General features: G+C 67.7%; 14 protein-coding genes. 4 read left to right on the forward strand and 10 right to left on the reverse strand.

The genetic code is table 11. From position 1 onward, the window contains the following. Nucleotides 1-68: 68 nt before the first annotated feature. The 7 genes from ACF073_RS14710 to glnII all read right to left on the reverse strand — a co-directional run bounded on the left by ACF073_RS14710 (nt 69) and on the right by glnII (nt 6,946). Nucleotides 69-1,637: a DUF1996 domain-containing protein gene (locus tag ACF073_RS14710; RefSeq protein ID WP_392069816.1), complete on the reverse strand. Its 1,569-nt coding sequence runs from the start codon at nt 1,635-1,637 to the stop codon at nt 69-71. A gap of 173 nt (nt 1,638-1,810) precedes the next feature. After that, entirely contained in the window at nt 1,811-2,464 is a 654-nt protein-coding gene (locus ACF073_RS14715; protein ID WP_392069818.1) for a LuxR C-terminal-related transcriptional regulator, read from the reverse strand. Then, on the reverse strand, nt 2,449-3,723 hold the full coding sequence (locus ACF073_RS14720; RefSeq protein ID WP_392069821.1) for a sensor histidine kinase: 1,275 nt from the start codon (nt 3,721-3,723) through the stop codon (nt 2,449-2,451). Before ACF073_RS14720 ends, ACF073_RS14715 begins: the two co-directional genes overlap by 16 nt. A gap of 32 nt (nt 3,724-3,755) precedes the next feature. Then, nucleotides 3,756-4,799, reverse strand: coding sequence for an NAD-dependent epimerase/dehydratase family protein (locus tag ACF073_RS14725; protein WP_392069823.1), 1,044 nt, complete (start codon nt 4,797-4,799; stop codon nt 3,756-3,758). Nucleotides 4,800-4,860: 61 nt separating this feature from the next. Then, nucleotides 4,861-5,436, reverse strand: coding sequence for a winged helix-turn-helix domain-containing protein (locus ACF073_RS14730; protein WP_392069825.1), 576 nt, complete (start codon nt 5,434-5,436; stop codon nt 4,861-4,863). A 116-nt stretch (nt 5,437-5,552) separates the two neighbouring features. Next, nucleotides 5,553-5,675, reverse strand: a complete 123-nt coding sequence (locus ACF073_RS14735; protein ID WP_392069827.1) for a hypothetical protein — start codon at nt 5,673-5,675, stop codon at nt 5,553-5,555. Between the two features lie 239 nt (nt 5,676-5,914). Then, nucleotides 5,915-6,946, reverse strand: a complete 1,032-nt coding sequence (gene glnII, locus ACF073_RS14740) for a glutamine synthetase (RefSeq protein ID WP_392069829.1) — start codon at nt 6,944-6,946, stop codon at nt 5,915-5,917. A gap of 806 nt (nt 6,947-7,752) precedes the next feature. On the opposite strand from glnII, the gene ACF073_RS14745 reads away from it, so the two are divergent. Genes ACF073_RS14745 through ACF073_RS14755 form a run of 3 tightly spaced genes read left to right on the forward strand, consistent with a single transcriptional unit; the run spans nt 7,753 to nt 11,601 of the window. Next, a complete protein-coding gene (locus ACF073_RS14745; RefSeq protein WP_392069831.1) occupies nt 7,753-9,153 on the forward strand; it encodes a UvrD-helicase domain-containing protein in 1,401 nt (466 codons plus the stop codon). Then, nucleotides 9,150-9,848 carry a DarT ssDNA thymidine ADP-ribosyltransferase family protein gene (locus ACF073_RS14750; RefSeq protein ID WP_392069833.1) on the forward strand — a complete coding sequence of 233 codons (699 nt, stop codon included), beginning with the start codon at nt 9,150-9,152 and terminating at the stop codon, nt 9,846-9,848. The genes ACF073_RS14745 and ACF073_RS14750 overlap by 4 nt, the downstream gene beginning before the upstream one ends. A gap of 46 nt (nt 9,849-9,894) precedes the next feature. Next, nucleotides 9,895-11,601 carry an ADP-ribosylglycohydrolase family protein gene (locus tag ACF073_RS14755; RefSeq protein ID WP_392070007.1) on the forward strand — a complete coding sequence of 569 codons (1,707 nt, stop codon included), beginning with the start codon at nt 9,895-9,897 and terminating at the stop codon, nt 11,599-11,601. Nucleotides 11,602-11,957: 356 nt separating this feature from the next. Here ACF073_RS14755 and ACF073_RS14760 read toward each other — a convergent pair whose 3' ends face one another. Then, the gene (locus tag ACF073_RS14760; RefSeq protein WP_392069835.1) at nt 11,958-13,127 is read right to left on the reverse strand and encodes a serine/threonine-protein kinase; all 1,170 of its coding nucleotides are present in this window, start codon (nt 13,125-13,127) and stop codon (nt 11,958-11,960) included. Between the two features lie 44 nt (nt 13,128-13,171). Then, complete coding sequence (locus tag ACF073_RS14765) at nt 13,172-14,962, reverse strand: hypothetical protein (RefSeq protein ID WP_392069838.1); 1,791 nt, start codon at nt 14,960-14,962, stop codon at nt 13,172-13,174. Nucleotides 14,963-15,120: 158 nt separating this feature from the next. Between ACF073_RS14765 and ACF073_RS14770 the strand changes: the two genes are divergently transcribed. Further along, nucleotides 15,121-15,855, forward strand: a complete 735-nt coding sequence (locus tag ACF073_RS14770) for an SAVMC3_10250 family protein (protein WP_392069839.1) — start codon at nt 15,121-15,123, stop codon at nt 15,853-15,855. A gap of 73 nt (nt 15,856-15,928) precedes the next feature. Here the strand turns inward: ACF073_RS14770 and ACF073_RS14775 are convergent, their stop codons facing one another. Further along, nucleotides 15,929-16,972: a serine hydrolase domain-containing protein gene (locus ACF073_RS14775; RefSeq protein ID WP_392069841.1), complete on the reverse strand. Its 1,044-nt coding sequence runs from the start codon at nt 16,970-16,972 to the stop codon at nt 15,929-15,931. Nucleotides 16,973-17,048 lie beyond the last annotated feature (76 nt).

The raw sequence follows: 17,048 nt of genomic DNA on the forward strand, positions 1-17,048 counted from the left end.
GTACGGCGAAGGCCGGTGACGGGAGGGGGTCCCGTCACCGGCCTTCTGTCATGCGGCCGACGCGTCGGTCACGAGCAGTTCTGCCCGCGGTTGACGCAGTTGGCGATCTTGTTGGCCAGACCGTTCTTCGTGACGCTGATGAAGTCGTCGTGGTCCGTGGCCGCCTTGTGCAGCTGCTCCGGGAAGCCGTCCACCGCGTAGGCGTTCTTCACCTGGCCGTTCTGCACGCTCGGCGGGGTGATGTTGTACACCAGGCGCATCGTCAGCTGCGGAATCGCCTTGAAGCCGTTCTGGCAGTTGCCGCCCGCGTCGGCGAACGCGACGTGCGTGCGGTGGTTGGCGCTGTCGATGTTCTGGCCGTCCCAGCAGCTCTGGAAGGCGAACGTGCGCACCACCTTGCTGCCCTGCGGGCAGATCGGGTACTGCGTGGTCAGCTGGACCTTGTTCTCGAAGCCCGTGCAGCTCCAGTGCGCGTTGGCGTTGGCCAGACCGTTGGTGGTGGTCTTGGCGTCACCGGTGATGATCCGCAGGAACTGCGGCATCGCGGCGACCTTGCTCCGCGGGCTGCCCACGTACTTGATCTGGGCCTGCGCCGGGACCAGGATCTTGCCGACGTTGCCTTCCTTGCCGCCGCCGTCCGCGTTCTGGTCGAAGTCCTGCGAACCGTCCTGGACGCGGACCACCGGCCAGTAGTACGACGACAGGTCGCTGCGGTTCTGGCAGCTGGTGCCGGCCTGCAGGAACGTCTGGTTGCTGGAGAACGCGTTGACCTTCTGGTTGCCGACGTAGTCGTGCAGGTGGTGCGCGCCGTTGGCCACGCCGGGCGCCACGATGACGTTGTCGGTGTTGTGGTTCTTGTTGGCGTTCACACCGCAGCGCGTGGTGAACGTGCCGGTCGACGCGTTGCGGCCGGCGCGCGGCTTGCCCGGGACGTTCGGCCGGACCTTGGTGATGTCGACGAAGTCGGCCGCCACCGGGCCGTTCCCGGCCTGCCCGCCGATGTTCTGCTGCTGCTGGCCGTTGTTGCCCTGCTGCTGCCCGCCCTGCTGCTGGCCGCCGTTGTTCTGCTGCCCGCCCTGCTGCTGGCCGCCCTGCTGCTGGCCGCCTTGCTGTTGCCCGCCGTCGGTGCCCTGCTGCTGCCCGCCGGCGTTCGTCTGGTTGGCGGACTGCGCGGTACAGGTGGCGAGCGTGTCCAGGTCGGTGGGCGCGGCACCGCCGACCCGGGTGATCTCCAGCCTGATCCGGTCCAGGATCACCTTCCGCCGTTCGTTGAGCGGCTGCAGGATGGAGTTCTGCACGAAGCTCGCGTCCCTGGCCTGCGCGTCCCGCGTGGTCGCCAGCCGCTGGTAGGCGTCGGTGATCTGGCGGTCCAGGTTGGCCAGTTCGCCGGCGACGTCGGTACGGGCCCGGGTCGGCACGTTCGTCAGCTTCTGGCCGACGTCCGGGCAGGAGAGGGTCGCGACCTGTGCCGTCGCGGCCTTCGTCTGGTTGCCTCCCCACGTCTGGTTGTTCGACTCGTGCGCCGAGGCGTAGAAGTTCGCCCAGATCAGCCCGCCCCCACCGAGCGCTAGGGCCGCCGATGCGGCTATGGCCTTGGTGGCCAGCGGCGTACGGCGTTTTCGTGTGTTGCGTCCCATGGAACTCCTCTGACTTCCTTGCGGGGCAGCATCGAGGCGCCCGACAGGAGTGAAGCGGCGCCCATCCATACGGACGCCGCCTCGGAGGTGTTCAGCGGTCTCGGGAATTCATCGGCGGAACAGGGGGCCACAAGGCCCTCAACAGCCGCCTGAGCAGAGCGTGTTCGCAGAGATCAGCGATCGCGGTCGAGATGGGCGAGCACCGCCAGGACGCGCCGGTTGTCATCGTCCGACACCTCAAGGCCCAGTTTGGCGAAGATGTTGGAGGTGTGCTTGGCAATCGCCCGTTCCGTCACCACGAGCTGCGCCGCGATGCCCCCGTTGGACCGGCCCTGCGCCATCAGCTCCAGCACCTCCCGCTCGCGCGGGGTGAGCTGGTCGAGCGGCCGGCCGCCGGGCGACCGCCGGGACAGCAGCTGCTGGATCACCTGCGGGTCCATCGCCGTACCGCCCGCCGCAACCCGGCGGACCGCTTCCACGAACTGCTCCGCGTCGAACACCCGGTCCTTCAGCAGATAGCCGATGCCGCCGTCGCCGTCGGCCAGCAGCTCGCGCGCGTACAGCTGCTCCACATGCTGGGAGAGGACCAGCACCGGCAGCCCGGGCCGGGCCCGCCGGGCGGCGAGCGCGCACTGCAGGCCCTCGTCGGTGTGCGTCGGCGGCAGGCGCACGTCGACCACCGCGACGTCCGGCGACAGTTCGGCCAGCGCCCGGCTCAGCTCGGGTCCCGACTCCACGGCCGCCGCGATCTCGAAGCCGTGGGCCTCCAGCATCCGCACCAGGCCGTCGCGCAGCAGGAAGAGGTCTTCGGCTAGGACAACGCGCACGGGATCTCCATGGTCACCATGGTGGGACCGCCGGCGGGGCTGCTGACGGCCAGGACACCGTCGAATGTACCGAGCCGGCGCTCGATCCCGGCGAGCCCCGAGCCCGCCCCGATCACCGCGCCGCCCCCGCCGTTGTCGGTGACGGTGATCCGCAGCCGCTCGTCGCTGTGGTGCAGATCCACCCAGATCCGGTCGGCGCCGGAGTGCTTGACGGCGTTGGCGAGCACCTCGCTCACCGCGAAATAGGCGGCCGACTCGACGGGCGCGGCGGCGCGTCCCGGCAGCTCCACCGCCACCTCCGTGACCGGGGGCAGCCGCAGGGCCAGCGCCCGTACGGCGTCGCCGAGCCCGCGTTCGGCGAGAACCGGGGGGTGGATGCCGCGCACCAGGTCGCGCAGTTCGTCCAGGGCCTCGGCGGAGTTCCGGCGGGCCTGCGCGATCAGCTTCTTCGCCTGCGCCGGGTCCCGTTCGACCAGCATCTCGATGGTGCCGAGATCCATGCCCATGGCGACCAGCCGGGCCTGGGCGCCGTCGTGCAGGTCCCGTTCGATGCGGCGCAGCTCGGCGGCGGAGGTGTCCACGGCGTCGCGCCGGGTCTCGGTCAGTACCCTTACCCGCTCGGCCAGTTCGGCGTCGCCGCCGAGCACGGCCCCGACGAGCTGGAAGTGCGTGGTGAGCAGGCGGGGGGCGAAGCGCCAGCCGCCGGCGAGGACCGCGGCGCCGAGCACGGCCGCGCCGAGGGCGCTGACCTGCCCGGTCACCGGCACGAAGGCGTACCAGTAGACGTCGTCGGGCCCGTGCACATAGGCCCGCCACAGCCCGGCCGCCAGCAGGAACCCCTCCAGCGGGAAGAACACCACCACCGCCGGCAGGACCGCGGTGACGAAGCCCGCGGTCATGTCCACCGGCAGCCAGACCATGTCCCGCCGCACCTGCGGGTCCCGGAGCAGGGCGACCGTACGCGTCCAGGGGTTGGCGCCCTCGGGCGGCGGCTGGTAGGCCGCCGGGATCCGGATCCCGCACCACTCGGCCGCGAGCTTCCTGCGGGCGTCCGCAAGGGCCCGTACGCCGGTCAGCACCGCCGGGGTGGTGACGAGGCCGATGCCGACCGGGACGAGCACGACGGAGAGGAGGGTCAGTACGAGAAACGCGATGCTCAGGGGCAGCACCACGAGGGCCAGCACCAGGCCCTGCACGGCGGCCAGCAGGGCCTCCCTGGCCTGGACGCGGAAGCCGTCTCGCTTCGTGTCGGTGTTCATGCCGCAAGTCTGGCCGACGCACCGCGCCCGGGTCAGTCGTCCGAAGCCCCCTCCTTGGGGGTGGTGCCGGCTACACCCCCGGCCCTGGCCAGCACCTCCGCCTCCACCTCGGGGGCCAGGCCCTTGCCGGTGCGGTCCGGCCGCCGGGGCGCGGTGCCGCCGGTCCGCGTCAGCCACCGCCAGGTGTCCGCGACGGTCTCCGCGACCGGCCGGCACACCAGCCCCGTCGCCAGCGCCCGCGACACGTCCCCGTGGTGCACGGCGTCGTCCAGCTCGCCGCCCGGCGGCACCCACACCGGCAGCTCGGTCCACGGCTCGATCCCGGCGTCCAGGATCACGTCCGGGTCGGTCCAGCGCAGCTCGGCGTCCGAGCCGGTGGCCCGCAGGCACGCCTGGAGCAGCTCGCCCATGGTGGCGTGGCCGGGCGGGCCCACCAGGTTGTACGGCCCGCTCAGGCCGCGCCGCACCGCGCCCAGCAGCCAGTCGGCGAGGTCGCGCACATCGACGTACTGCAGGGGCAGTTCGCGCGGTCCGGGGGCCAGGACCGGGCCGCCGCGGGCGATCCGGGTCAGCCACCAGGGCAGCCGGCCGACGTTCTCGTACGGGCCGAGGATCAGCCCGGCCCGCACCAGCAGCGAGTCCGCCGCTCCGAAGGCGTCCAGGACGGCGAGTTCGCCGCCGCGCTTGTCCCGCGCGTAGTCCGTCGCCCCGGCGTCGGGGGCGCCCTCGACCAGGGCGGCGTCCTCCGCGCCGCCGCGCGGCCAGGGCCAGGCGTACACCGACCGGCTGGAGATGTACGCGTACCGCCCGGCCCGGCCGCGCAGCAGCAGGGCCGCCTCGTGCACGGCACGCGGGGCGGCCGACCAGGTGTCCACCACGGCGTCCCAGTCGCCGCCGTCCGCCGCGAGCGCGGCCAGACCGCCGGGTGCGGTGCGGTCGCCGTGCAGCGACCGCACCCCGGCCGGGGCCCGGTGCCGTCCGCGATGGAAGACGGTCACCTCCCAGCCGCGCCCGAGTGCCGCCTCCACGACGGCCCGCCCCACGAACTCCGTACCGCCCAGCACGAGAAGTCTCATGCCGGTGATCGTGCCCGCTCAGGGGACCGTGCGGCCACGGGGTCTGCCGAGGGCAGAACGGTCAGCGGCCGGTCGGCGGGGTGTACTTGTAGCCGACCCGGCGCACCGTCTGGATCGCCTGGCGGTGCTGGGCGCCCAGCTTGCGGCGCAGCCGGGCGATGTGCACGTCGACGGTGCGGCCGTCGCCCACATGGCCGTAGCCCCACACCGTGGTGACCAGCTGGTCGCGGGTGTGCACCCGGTGCGGGTGCGCCACCAGATGGGCGAGCAGCTCGAACTCCAGGTAGGTGAGGTCGAGTTCGACGCCGTCGACGCTGGCGGTGCGCTGTACGGGGTCGATCCGCACCAGCGGCTCGGTGCCGGGGTGCGCGGCGGGCTCCGGCTCGTCCGGTACCGCGACGGGCAGGAACGGGGGCCTCTGGTCGGCCGGGACCAGCACCAGGTAGCCGATCATCGGCGGCTGGCCCGGCAGGTTGGGCAGGGTGTGCTGCGGGGCGGGCAGCCAGGTGGCGCCCGGCGGCAGGAAGTCCGCGACGTCCACGACCTCGTCGCGGTCGACGGCGCGCAGCCGGTGCCGGTTGGGGGCGGTGAGGGTGGACGTGGAGGAGGTGGAGCCAAGAGGACGAGAGGTCGCCATGAGAGGTCAGCTCTTTCGCGCGAGGAGTTCGTCGGGCGGGACGACGGCCACGATTCGTGGTCGGGCACGTCGAGGACGTACGTCGTTTCGCGCTGGCCGAAGGCCGGGGTACGGCTTTAGAGGGCCCGCGCGTTCTTCGCGCGGCGACACACACGGTCGAAGTCGTGGTGCTGACGGGAAGGCCAGAACGGCTCGAGGTCGTGGCGACCCGTCGCGATGATCTTCTGGTAGCCGGCCATGAGCCCATTGAAGCAGAGGCGTGCGGCGGGCAGGAGAGTCCTCTCACTGCTCGGACGCCTCCTTGGCGTGAAATTGACGTGGCGCGCACCCCGAATCCCGGCTTTAGGCCCTGGTCAGTGGCTTATGGCGGCCCAGTCATGTCCGGATTGCCGTCTCACTCCTCGGACAGCGGAGGGGGCGCGGGACGCGCGAAGGGCGCCCGCCGTGATGGCGGGCGCCCTTCGGGTGCGGATCGGGATCAGACCTGGCCGGCCTTCTCCAGCGCGGAGCAGCAGGTGTCCACCAGGAGGCGGGTCACCACGTACGGGTCGACGTTGGCGTTCGGGCGGCGGTCCTCGATGTAGCCCTTGCCGTCCTTCTCGACCTGCCACGGGATGCGGACCGAGGCGCCGCGGTCGGAGACGCCGTAGGTGAACTTGTCCCAGGGGGCGGTCTCGTGCAGACCCGTCAGGCGCTCGTCGATGCCGGCGCCGTAGTTCTTGACGTGGTCGAGCGGCTTGGAGCCCTCGCCGAGGGACTCGCACGCGGTGATGATCGCGTCGTAGCCCTCGCGCATCGCCTTGGTGGAGAAGTTGGTGTGCGCGCCCGCGCCGTTCCAGTCGCCCTTGACCGGCTTGGGCTCCAGGGTCGCGGTGACGCCGAAGTCCTCGGCGGTGCGGTACAGCAGCCAGCGGGCCACCCACAGCTGGTCGGAGACCTCCAGCGGGGCGAGCGGGCCGACCTGGAACTCCCACTGGCCCGGCATGACCTCGGCGTTGATGCCGGAGAGGCCGAGGCCGGCCTTCAGGCAGTTGTCGAGGTGGGCCTCGACGATCTCGCGGCCGAAGATCTCGTCGGCGCCGACGCCGCAGTAGTAGCCGCCCTGCGGGGCGGGGAAGCCGTTCTCGGGGAAGCCGAGCGGGCGGGAGCCGTCGAAGAAGGTGTACTCCTGCTCGATGCCGAAGATCGACTCCTGCGCGGCGAACCGCTCGGCGACCTCGGCCAGCGCGGCACGCGTGTTGGAGCGGTGCGGGGTCATGTCGGTGTCGAGGACCTCGCACAGCACCAGGATGTCGTCGCCGCCGCGGATCGGGTCCGGGCAGGTGAAGACCGGCTTGAGCACGCGGTCCGAGGCGTGGCCCTCGGCCTGGTTGGTGGAGGAGCCGTCGAAGCCCCAGATCGGCAGCGCGTCGAGACCGGCCGGGGCACCCGTGATGATCTTCGTCTTCGAACGGAGCTTGGCCGTCGGCGCGGTGCCGTCGATCCAGATGTACTCAGCCTTGAAGGTCACGGGGCAACATCCTTCGGGGGTGTGTCGGGCGCACCGGTACGGGCGCCGCGGCGCTGCGGCACCAGGGCGCCGCTCGAACTGCCGGGCAGCCTGCCAACAGGCCGTTTCCCGGTCATTGCTCGTATGTGAACCCCGTGTTACCTGGCGGTTCTGTGTCCCGTCTCACGTTGTGACGCGTCGGGGTGCAGGGTATGCGGCCCCGGCCCGCGCCCGTCCGCCTCCCCGCAGCGGAGCCGCCGGCCGCCGCCTGATCCCGCGGGAGCCGGCGGCGAGACCGCCCGGTTGCGTACGACGCCCTCCGCGAACGGCCGCGCCCGGTGCGCCGCGGGCTCCGGCGCTCCGGGCGCTCCGGGTGCTCCGGGCGATCCGGGCGATCGGGGTGAGCCGGGCGATCCGCAAGGCCGCGAGGCGGCGGGTCCTGCCGCTCGTGCAGCGAATGGGGGCGGGAGGGCGCTGACCTGGGTTTCGCAAGGGAATGTGCGTTGACCTGGGAAAACTCCTCTCGGTAGTTCTCACAGATCAACGCCGTTTCCCAGGCTCGTGTGCCCCGGATGTGCCCCCGGCGGTGATCGGCTGGCTAGGCGGGCACGGTGCCGCGGTGTGGCTCGCGACGATATAGTTCACGGCCCCAGTAGCCGTTCGAGCGCTGGGGCGACGCTATGCACCCCGGGGCAAGCGGCCTGACGCCGACAGCACAGGCTACAGCGGAGGGGCCCTGCGGTTCGTAGGTAGGTGGAGAGCAAGTTGAGGAGACCAGACCGTGCATCATCTGTACCAAGTGACCATGGACGCGTCATAATGGCGCGATGGGGCTTTCGTTACCTGACCCGAAGGGTCACCAGCGGGACGTCGTCTTCCTGAACGAACGCGGTCACTGCGTCGTTCTGGGCACGGCGGGCAGCGGCAAGACGACGATGGCGGTCCATCGGGCTCATTATCTCGCCACGGCCCCGGGTATCGGAGGCCGCACGCTGTTGGTCACCTTTAACAAGGCTCTCGTTACCTATCTCAGGGGTATGAGCACCGCGTCTCCGAACCTGCAGATCGAGACCTACCACACCTTCGCGCGCGGCTATCTCGCGCATCGCACTAAGGCGCCGGTGCGCATATGCAAGTCCAAGAAGCAAATGGTTGAGCGGGCGCTGGGGGAGGCTCGTGAGCGCCACCCCTCCCGGGCCGTTATTCACCGCCCGCTCGATTTCTTCTTAGATGAGCTGCATTGGATGGTCGGGCACGGCATAGTCGACCAGCAGACGTATGTGGAAGGCCGCGCCCGTCGGGTTGGCCGGGGCAGGCCCCTTCAGCAGCTCGACCGCGAAGTCGTCTTCGAAATCTGCCAACGGTACGTGCAGTTGCGTACCGAAGCCGGGTACGAGTACGACTTCGACAACATGGCGTCAACCGTCCTGGCCGCCCTGAAGGTTGATCCCACCAACCGGCTTTACCGGCATGTCGTCGTCGATGAGGGCCAGGATTTTACACCTGAGATGATTCGAAGCCTGGCGGCGGCCATTCCCGGCGACGGATCACTGACTTTCTTCGGAGATTACGCGCAGCAGATCTACGGAAGCCGGATGTCCTGGCGCTCCCTGGGCCTTCATGTGTCAAATGTCGTGGAGTTCGCCCACAACTATCGCAACAGCCGTCAGGTCGCCCAACTCGCCCAGTCCCTGTCGGATATGCCGCATTTCAAGGACGACGTCGATCTGGTCCAGCCGACCGGTGCGGCGGCCGACGGCCCGAAACCCACCATCCTGGAGGCTGCAGGCAAGGAAGAACAGCTCGTTCAGGCGGCGAGCAACGCCCTGGCGCTGGGCGCGGACCGTCAGGTCGCCATTCTTATGCGCACCCGAGACCACGAGGACAAACTCAGGTCGCTCCTCGACGGAGGTCGTGTCCCGGTTCACCGCCTGCACCGTGAGCTTGCGCGGTGGACGGACGAGCCGGGGGTGTTTTACGGGACTTACTCTGCGGCGAAGGGCTTCGAATTCGACTCGGTGATCCTCCCATTCTGTGATGCGGACGAGCTGCCGAAAGCAAGTGAGGTGGAGGCGCATGGCCTCGACGAGGCCAAGGCACGCGAGGCCCGGCAGTTGTACGTGGCCATCACCCGGGCTCGTACAGACCTCATCATGCTGCACTCAAGCAAGTTGACCGATCTGCTGCCGCAGGAGATGTCTGACTTGTACGTGCGGGTGAGCTTGTGAGTGACGTCCTTGAGCAGGCCCGGGCCCGCGGTATCACCCGTCTGTGTCATCTCACCAAGTCGGCCAACCTGTCCCACATCCTCGACACCCGGCAGATACGTCCCGTGGCCACCCTGCAGACGGCTGCCGACGCCTTCCGGCCTGCCGATACTCAGCGTCTGGACGGCGCACTGGAGTTCACCTTCCTGAGCGTGGAGTATCCGAACACCTGGTACCTGGCTCAGGCAGCGAGCAGGGACCGCCATTTTCAGGACTGGGTGGTTCTCACGCTGGACGTCGACCTGCTCGCCACTTCCGGCGCCCGGTTCTGTCCCTACAACTCCGCACGAGACAGGAGCGCCGGCGCCCGGCTGGGTGCCGACGGCTTCAACGCCATGTTCGCGCCCACGGTGACCGGCAAGGTGACTTTGCGGCGAGAACATGGGCACCCGTCCTGGTGGCCCACGGACGACCAGGCGGAGATACAGATACCCGGAACCATCCCACTGTCCGCCGTACACTCTGTCATCGTCCGGGACGAGAAGCAGGCGGAGCTGGAGTACTTCAGACATGCCCAGTTCGGCATGGCGGTTTTGCTGCCACCTCTGGTTGTCGCTCCTGTGCTCTTCGACAAGTACGCCCTGAGCCGCTCGGTGCGCTCCGGCAATCGGCCACCGGAGAGCCCGTACATCCCCCGAACAACTCTGGCAGAGTGAACACGTGAACGCTGAGCTTCACCCATGGATCGACAGAGCCTGCGGCATGCTCCTAGGAGCAGCCGTCGGGGACGCCATGGGCTGGCCCTACGAGCGGCGGGACCGGACACGCTCACTTCCGCCACTCAGTCAGGTCTCGGGTCGATTCTTCGCCTGGCAGCGGATGGCCAGCAGCCGATTCCGCCCGATCCTCGAGGACATCGGACCAGGCGAGTACAGCGACGACACCCAGATGCTCATCGCCGTGGCCCGTGCTCGCCTCACAGCGGGAGACGACTGGCTCACCTGGCTGCAACGAGTTGAGTGGCCTTTCCTCCTCGACTACGAACGTGGCGCCGGGGCCAGCGTCAAACGCGCCTGCCGTGCCTGGGAGAAGCATGAATCGGCCTGGGGTAAGAGGGCCGATGACCAGGAGAAGTACTTTAGCGCCGGGGCCAACGGCGCGGCCATGCGCATTGCGCCGCACGTCATCGTTCACCACGAAGGTTCCTTTGGCGACCTAGCAGCCGACGTAATCCGCGACGCGGTGACGACACACGGACACCCGCGTGCTCTCCTGGGCGCCCTGGTGCATGCGTACGCTCTATGGATCAGTTTGCGACAACCCGCACCGCTGGCCTACGGCTGGCTCATCGAGGCCGCGCTGGACGGTCTGAAAGACTGGCGGGAACCGGTGTGGCAGAGCCTGGACCGACACTGGCTCGATGCCGCAGCCAAGGCGTTGCCCGGCGGCTATGAGCGGGCCTGGGACGACACCGTGCAGGAGGTGGAGGATCTTCTCACCAGCGCACGGTCCTCACTGGACAGTGGCGCGCTAAGTGCTCCCTCCGCCTTTCTGGAGGAACATGGCCTCACCCGGACGAAGACGCGTGGTTCGGGAACCCTGTGCGCGGTGGCCGCCATCTACCTCGCGGCCCGGTCCGCCGCCGGCCCTGAGCGTGGCATCGGTATCCCAGCGCGCCAGGAAGGCGCGGACACGGACACCTTGGCATCCATGACCGCCAGTCTGCTCGGCGCAGGTCTGGGCCAGGAATGGCTCGGCTCATTCGGCCGGACCGTTCAGGATAGTGCCCTGATCATCAGGCTGGCCGAGAACCTGCTCTGTCCCGTCTCCACGACACTCGTCCTGCCCTCCCGCGACGAGGCTGACCAAGCTCGCTCGCGGTTCCTAGAGGAGCTCGACAGGGCCGACACCCGAGCCAGTCTCCTGCTCCCAGACCGCCGCCAGGCCCGCATCGTCGCCCGAGGCCCCATGACGTCCGGCAACTGGACGGCGCAACGCACCCATCTGGCCACCGCGGACGGCCAGAACCTCTTCCTCATCCGCAAGGTCCAGCGGGCGGAAGTGGAAAGCGTCCACGAAGTTCCTCGCAGTGAGGCAGCACCGACCGCCGGGCAACGAGCGAGCCGCCTTCCGACCGAGGCCCGGCTCCAGGGCGCCTACCTGCCCGTCACGGACATCAGCCGCGTGACCGAAGCGCTCACGGCTCTGGGGTTGAGTGCACCCCGCCGCGGCAGCGACTGGGTCTCCTACGAGAATCTCGTCATTAGACAAGCGCATACCAGGGAACGGGCCACGGGCGTTCCGCGTGTCCAACTTCGTGTAGCCATCGCCGACGTGCAAGTGGCCTGGGAGCGTCTGCGCGGAATGGCGTTCGATGGAGCAGTCCAACGGGACGGAGGCGCCTTCTGGGTGCAAATCGATCCGTATCTGATCGTTGCCGTCAACAATGCCGAGCCGCCTGTCGGGTGATTTGCGGCGAACTCAAGAGCCCGTGCCCCCGTGGAACCAACGGACGGAGATAGCTGCCAACGCTCTGACACACGGACTTTCTACCAAGCCGCAGTCTCGCGAACTCAAGCCCCATCACTACGAGTTCGCCGATAGTTCGGACGGTCTGGTGAGATCAGAGATGATGCTGGCCCCGGCGCGCAGGCGGGCGATGCAGCCGCAGAACACTGAGAGGAAAAAAGTCGGACGGTGTTGACATGCACCGGATGCGGCTCCGCATTCTCCTCCCACCGGCTCAGCTCGTGAGGTGCGGTTAGCTTGTGGAACGTGCTTCGGACCCGGCTATGTGCAGCGCGTCACGTGGGCTGAAGGAATCGCTAGTTCGCGCCCGATCGCGCAATCCACCGTGCGACACCCTCGAAGGCGTTCAGTGCTCGTACGTCGTAGGGGCCGAAGAAGTCTTGGCAGTCATGGCCGAGTCGGTCGTAGAGGGCTGCTGCTCCTCGTGCGTCACCTGACTGGCCTGTGAGTTCAGCGTGTTCTTCCCGTGCCTCAATCACCGATTGGTCGCTCGGTCCGAACCGGAGCTCCAGATCGAAGATGCGGTGGTCCAGTCCTCGGATGCGTCCAGAGAGACCGGCATTGCTTCCGTGAGACTCGGGCAAGTCGGCTTGTCCGACGACATCGTCCAAGTCCAATGTGTCCAGTACGATTTGGGTTTTGCTCACCGCCTGTGCAACCGCTTGGGCGCTCTTCGGTCGCTGCGCTGGATCCTTGGCCAGGAGCCTCTGGACGATGGAGTCGAGCTGAGCGGGAACGCCAGGGCGGTGGGCACTCGGGGGTGCTGGCGTATCGTCCTGATGCATTCTGCCCACAGTCATGGGGTCGTCCTGTGGGCTGCCAAACGGTGGGCGCCCTGTCAGCATCTCGTAGAGGACACAGCCTACGGAGTACAGGTCGCTGCGCTGGCTACCTTGCTCGTCGTTCCATCGCTCCGGTGCCTTGTACAGCGGGGTACCCGCACTTGTGTGGGACTGAGTGACGTCGGCGAGAAAAGCCAGCCCAAAGTCCACGATCTTCACGTCACCTTTGTGCGTGATCATGATGTTGCCAGGCTTGATGTCGCGGTGGATCACCTCAGCAGCGTGCGCGGCGCCTAGGCCCTCGCAGATCTGGCGCGTCCATCGCACGGTTCGCTCAAGCGTGAGAGTCGGCCCTGTCTTCAGATGCTCGGCGAGGGACCTACCCTCTACGTACTCCATGACGATGTAGAACTCGCCGTCGTGTTCGCCGGTGTCGTAGATGTGTGCGACGTTGGGGTGGTTGACCCGCGCCATGGCCAAGCCTTCACGTTCGAACATTCTCACTGTCCACTCGGTGAACTCTGTGAGGGCTCCCTGCTGGGTAAGACGTCGTCGTGCGAGGAACTTCAGGGCCACGGTGCGGCCCAGCTTCGTGTCCTCGGCTGTCCACACATCGCCCATGGCGCCGCTGTCGCGGCGTTCCCTCGGCTTGAAACGGCCGCCGATCAGCTTGGAGGTGTCCACCCGTTTCCTTTTCTGCTTTCTCGTCGGATCACGTCACCCAGTGGTCAGTTCTCGTTGCGGTGCCCTCCCCATAGGGTGAGAGCTGTCAGTTGTTTCATTGCCTCGTGCCATTCCTCGAAGAAGTCCTCGCGCTGGTCGAGCGCCTTCGCCAGCGTAGCGACGGACTCGTTCCGTAATCGGTCTCCCTGTTCGTTCACATGCTTCTTGCGTAGTGGAACGCTCCAAATCTCCCATATCACCCACGAGGCCATGCCGAGGGTGAGTAGGAGGAAGAGCCCCTGCCATGCCCCGTCGACGAACGGCACTACGAGTGACCCACTGAAGCCCCCTATCCCCAAGGCGCAGCAGACGCGTGGCCATCTGCGTACCACAGCGTCTGACTGGGCCTGGGTCTGTTGCTTGATGTGCGAGGTGAGGTCATTGACGAGCGGGCCTGGCTCCACCAGAAGTTGCGGATCCGTCGGAACGGTGGAGGACCAGCCCGCGACGCTCAGGGTGATGTGATGTGGAAGGTGATGCCGGGAGTCTGTGACGACTCGGTTGGCGGCGTGCTCCAAGCTCGGCCAGATGGCGCGAAGGGCCATGCGGCGAGCCGGCGGCCCGAGTTGTGCTTCGTCCGGCTCGAAGACGGCTTGGTCGAGCAGTTCCATGAAGGTCACTGGTTGCGTGTCGGGGCCGAATGACGACTCATGTGCCCGCGTGGCTGCCTCAAGGTCTCCTCCGTGTTCGATGACACGCTCAAGCCGCCGCATCATCTCGCGTATGTCTGCTTCGTCGGGTTCGAGCTGGTTGATCAGGCGCTCCAGGGCACTTTCGACGTGGTTGCCTTCGCTGACGGGCCAGTCCACTCCGTCGGGACCGTCTGGGAACATGCGTCGGAGATAGGCCAGGGTTCTGTCGGGCACGGTCGCGAGTTCCCAGCCGTGGCGGAGTGTGTCCCACTGGTCTCCGCAGGTCTTGCGCAGTGCCGTGTACTGGTTCTTGGTCATGCGCCGGCGCAGGCTCTGCAGCCGAGCCTCCCACTGCTCACCACCGTGCATGTCAGCTGTTGCGTAGGTGTCGCTCGAAATGCGAATGCTGCTCCGGTTCCATCGCGCCATGGCCTGCTGGGTGTAGCTGAGCGCCTTGTCCCCCAGTTCCTTGCTCGCGATGGCGTCTAGGACGACGAAGAAGTCCTGTCCGAGTTCCCCAGGGTCGAGCGACTGCAGGTAGAGGTCCATCCATGCGGCCGCTTCAGTCTCGTCTCCGAGGCGGGAACAGGTCAGCGAGAAGAAGAGGTTGGCTTTGGCGGCGTCCAGCATGCATGCATGTGCGCGGGCGCGCTCGCCCCGCTCGTCCTCGTTGCGGAACTTGGCCGCGACCGCCATCGTGGCCGGAGCCAGCCAATATGTCGGTTCGAGGAGCATCCGCTCTTCGGTGCAGGCTCGCACGGTAGCCGTGTTGACCACATTTCTGTAGACAGCCTGTGCGGTAAGGGTGTGGACCAACCCGCGGGCTAGAGCGCGGGTGTGCTTGCGTTGTGCGAAGTCCGCGTGCCACTCGGTTGTCAGGCGGGACAGTTCGGCCTGGGCTTTGGCCACCTCTCGATCGCGGCCATACTGTTCGATGAAGGTGTCGAGGACTTGGCGTGTGTCGGTGATCGCGCTCTCTAGACCTGCGACCTCCTGGCGCACTTCGGTGACCTCGCCGCTGAGCCTGACGACGTCCGCTCGCACGTCGTGCAGTTTGTCCTCGTGGCGGGCTTGTCCTTTCCCTATGCCCTCCACCCGTTCGCTGAGTTGATGCAGTGCTGAGTCCGTCTCAAGCCGGTCTTCCATGACGTCCCCCGAGGTCATCGCGGCGTACGGTGTGTGCCTGCTCATTATCGAGTCCGAGAGCATGATCTGGGCTCAACTGGCTTGATCCGCTGCATGGTTGCGCTGCACCGGTCGGTGTCAGCGGGGGATGGCAGTATGAGCGGGCACGTGGCCAGTACACCGGATGGGGGCGTCCCTTGCGTGAGATCGTCTATTTGTCGGAAAGTAAACTGCGGCAGTTCGTGCCTGAGCCGCGACGTGTCCCGCGCACGGGCGCACTTCGTGTGACCACGCCGCTCGGCGGTATCGACATGGACGCGCCGGTCGCGGACGGGGAGCAAGGCCAGCTGCGGCACCTGCGTGAGGTGCACAAGCATCTGGAGCTTGTTGCGGGTTGGTACACCGAGCCCGACTTGCGCCCCGGCCAGTGGATGCAGTTCGAGGTCTCGCTTCGGTGCGTGACACTCAGCGGTGCCCATCAGGATCTCGTGCTGTTCGTGGACTCGGTGCGTGGAGAAGGCACAGGCGATACAGAAAGAAGCTGTCGTTTGCTGATGCATGGGTCGGTCCGGCATCTGAGAGGCTGGACTCCGGTGTCGGTGGATGGTCCTGTGCTGGAGGTGGTTAACCCCGGGTCCAGTCTGGGGTCCTCTTTCGTCACCCGGGCCGGGCAGGTCGTCGAGGCACTCGCTAGGCACCGCGACCCGCTGCCCGTGGATCAGACTCCAACTCGCACAGCCGTGAACCTGCACGGCCGCGGAGTGCAGGAGCTGTTGCGCGCCCTGGATGGTGAGGACATCAGCATTGACACGTCCGCGTTGATGACCGGATACGCGCGTGTAACCGGGCTTCTTCCGAGCACCGGGACTGATTCTCGATGCGTGGTAGCGAGCCCGCTCTTCGTGGAGTACGCGACGGTGCTTTCTGAGTAGAGTCTTGTGTGACTGAGACCGTTAGCCTCTGCTGGACGGTGCCCACTCAGACTGGCGGTCACACCATCCGGTCTTACCTGAAGGCGAGCTCCCGGAAGCCGTTGCGGATGTCGGTCAGCGGTGCGCGGTCGCGGGTGTAGTAGAGCTTGTTGGTCAGGAGAACCGCCCAGCGGTCTTTGGTGGGGGAGATCCACATGCCTGTGCCGGTGAAGCCGTAGTGGACCCAGACGTCCTCCTCGGTGGTGGTGCCGGGAGCGGGATGCCAGAACAGGCCACGAGCCGGCTGCAGCTCACCGGTCTCGATGGTCAGGGAGCGGGCGATCCACTCGCTGCCGAAGCCAGCCCGGCGCTGAGACGTTGCAGGGGCGAGCATGTACCGGAGGAAGGCTGCGAGGTCGTCAAGGACGGTGAAGGCGCCGGCGATGCCGCAGACGCCGCCCAGGAGGCGCGCTGAGAAGTCGTGGGCGACTCCCTTGAGGTGGGTGTCGGTGTCCTGGTCGAGTTCGGTGGGTGCGCAGCGGTCGGCGAGGTCGGCGGGGAGGGGGCCGAAGCGGGTGCCGGTCATGCCCAGCGGGTGCCAGGTGCGGGCGGTAGCCAGTTGGTCCAAGGGGTGGCCGGAGAGGTGTTCGGCGAGGTAGCCGAGGATGAGAGCGGCTCGGTCGGTGTACTCGACGGCTTCGCCGGGTGCCCGGTGGAGTGCCTCGTACAGTACTCCGCGGCGGATATCGTCCGGGTTGGTGCCGTAGAGGTTCTTCAGCTGGGCTCGCAGTGGGACGCCGGCGGTGTGCGTCAGCAGCTGCCGGGCGGTGACGGCTCCGAGTGGGTGCCTGGCGACCTCCTGCCAGAAGCTGCCGAGCGGCTGGTCGAGGTCGACGGTGCCGTCCTCCCACAGGGCGCCGATGGAGGACCAGACGGCCAGGATCTTGGTGAGGCTGGCCGCGTCGAAGACAGTGTCGGTGCGCATCGGCACGTCCGGCTCGTCGGGGTCGAGGACGCCGGTGGTGCCCTGGGCGAGGGTGCCGGTGGCGTCGCCGACGGCCCACACGGCGCCGGGAAACACCTTGTCGCGGACTCCCTCGTCGAGCAGGGCTTCGATGCGGTCGCGGTCGTACATCATGGTCTCCCTCTTCGCCGGGATATCCCGTCGGTCAGCGTAGTTACGTTCGCGGGGCGGTTCGGGTAGTGACCGTGGC

It is taken from the genome of Streptomyces sp. NPDC015171 (assembly GCF_043079545.1).
Taxonomy (GTDB): Bacteria; Actinomycetota; Actinomycetes; order Streptomycetales; family Streptomycetaceae; genus Streptomyces.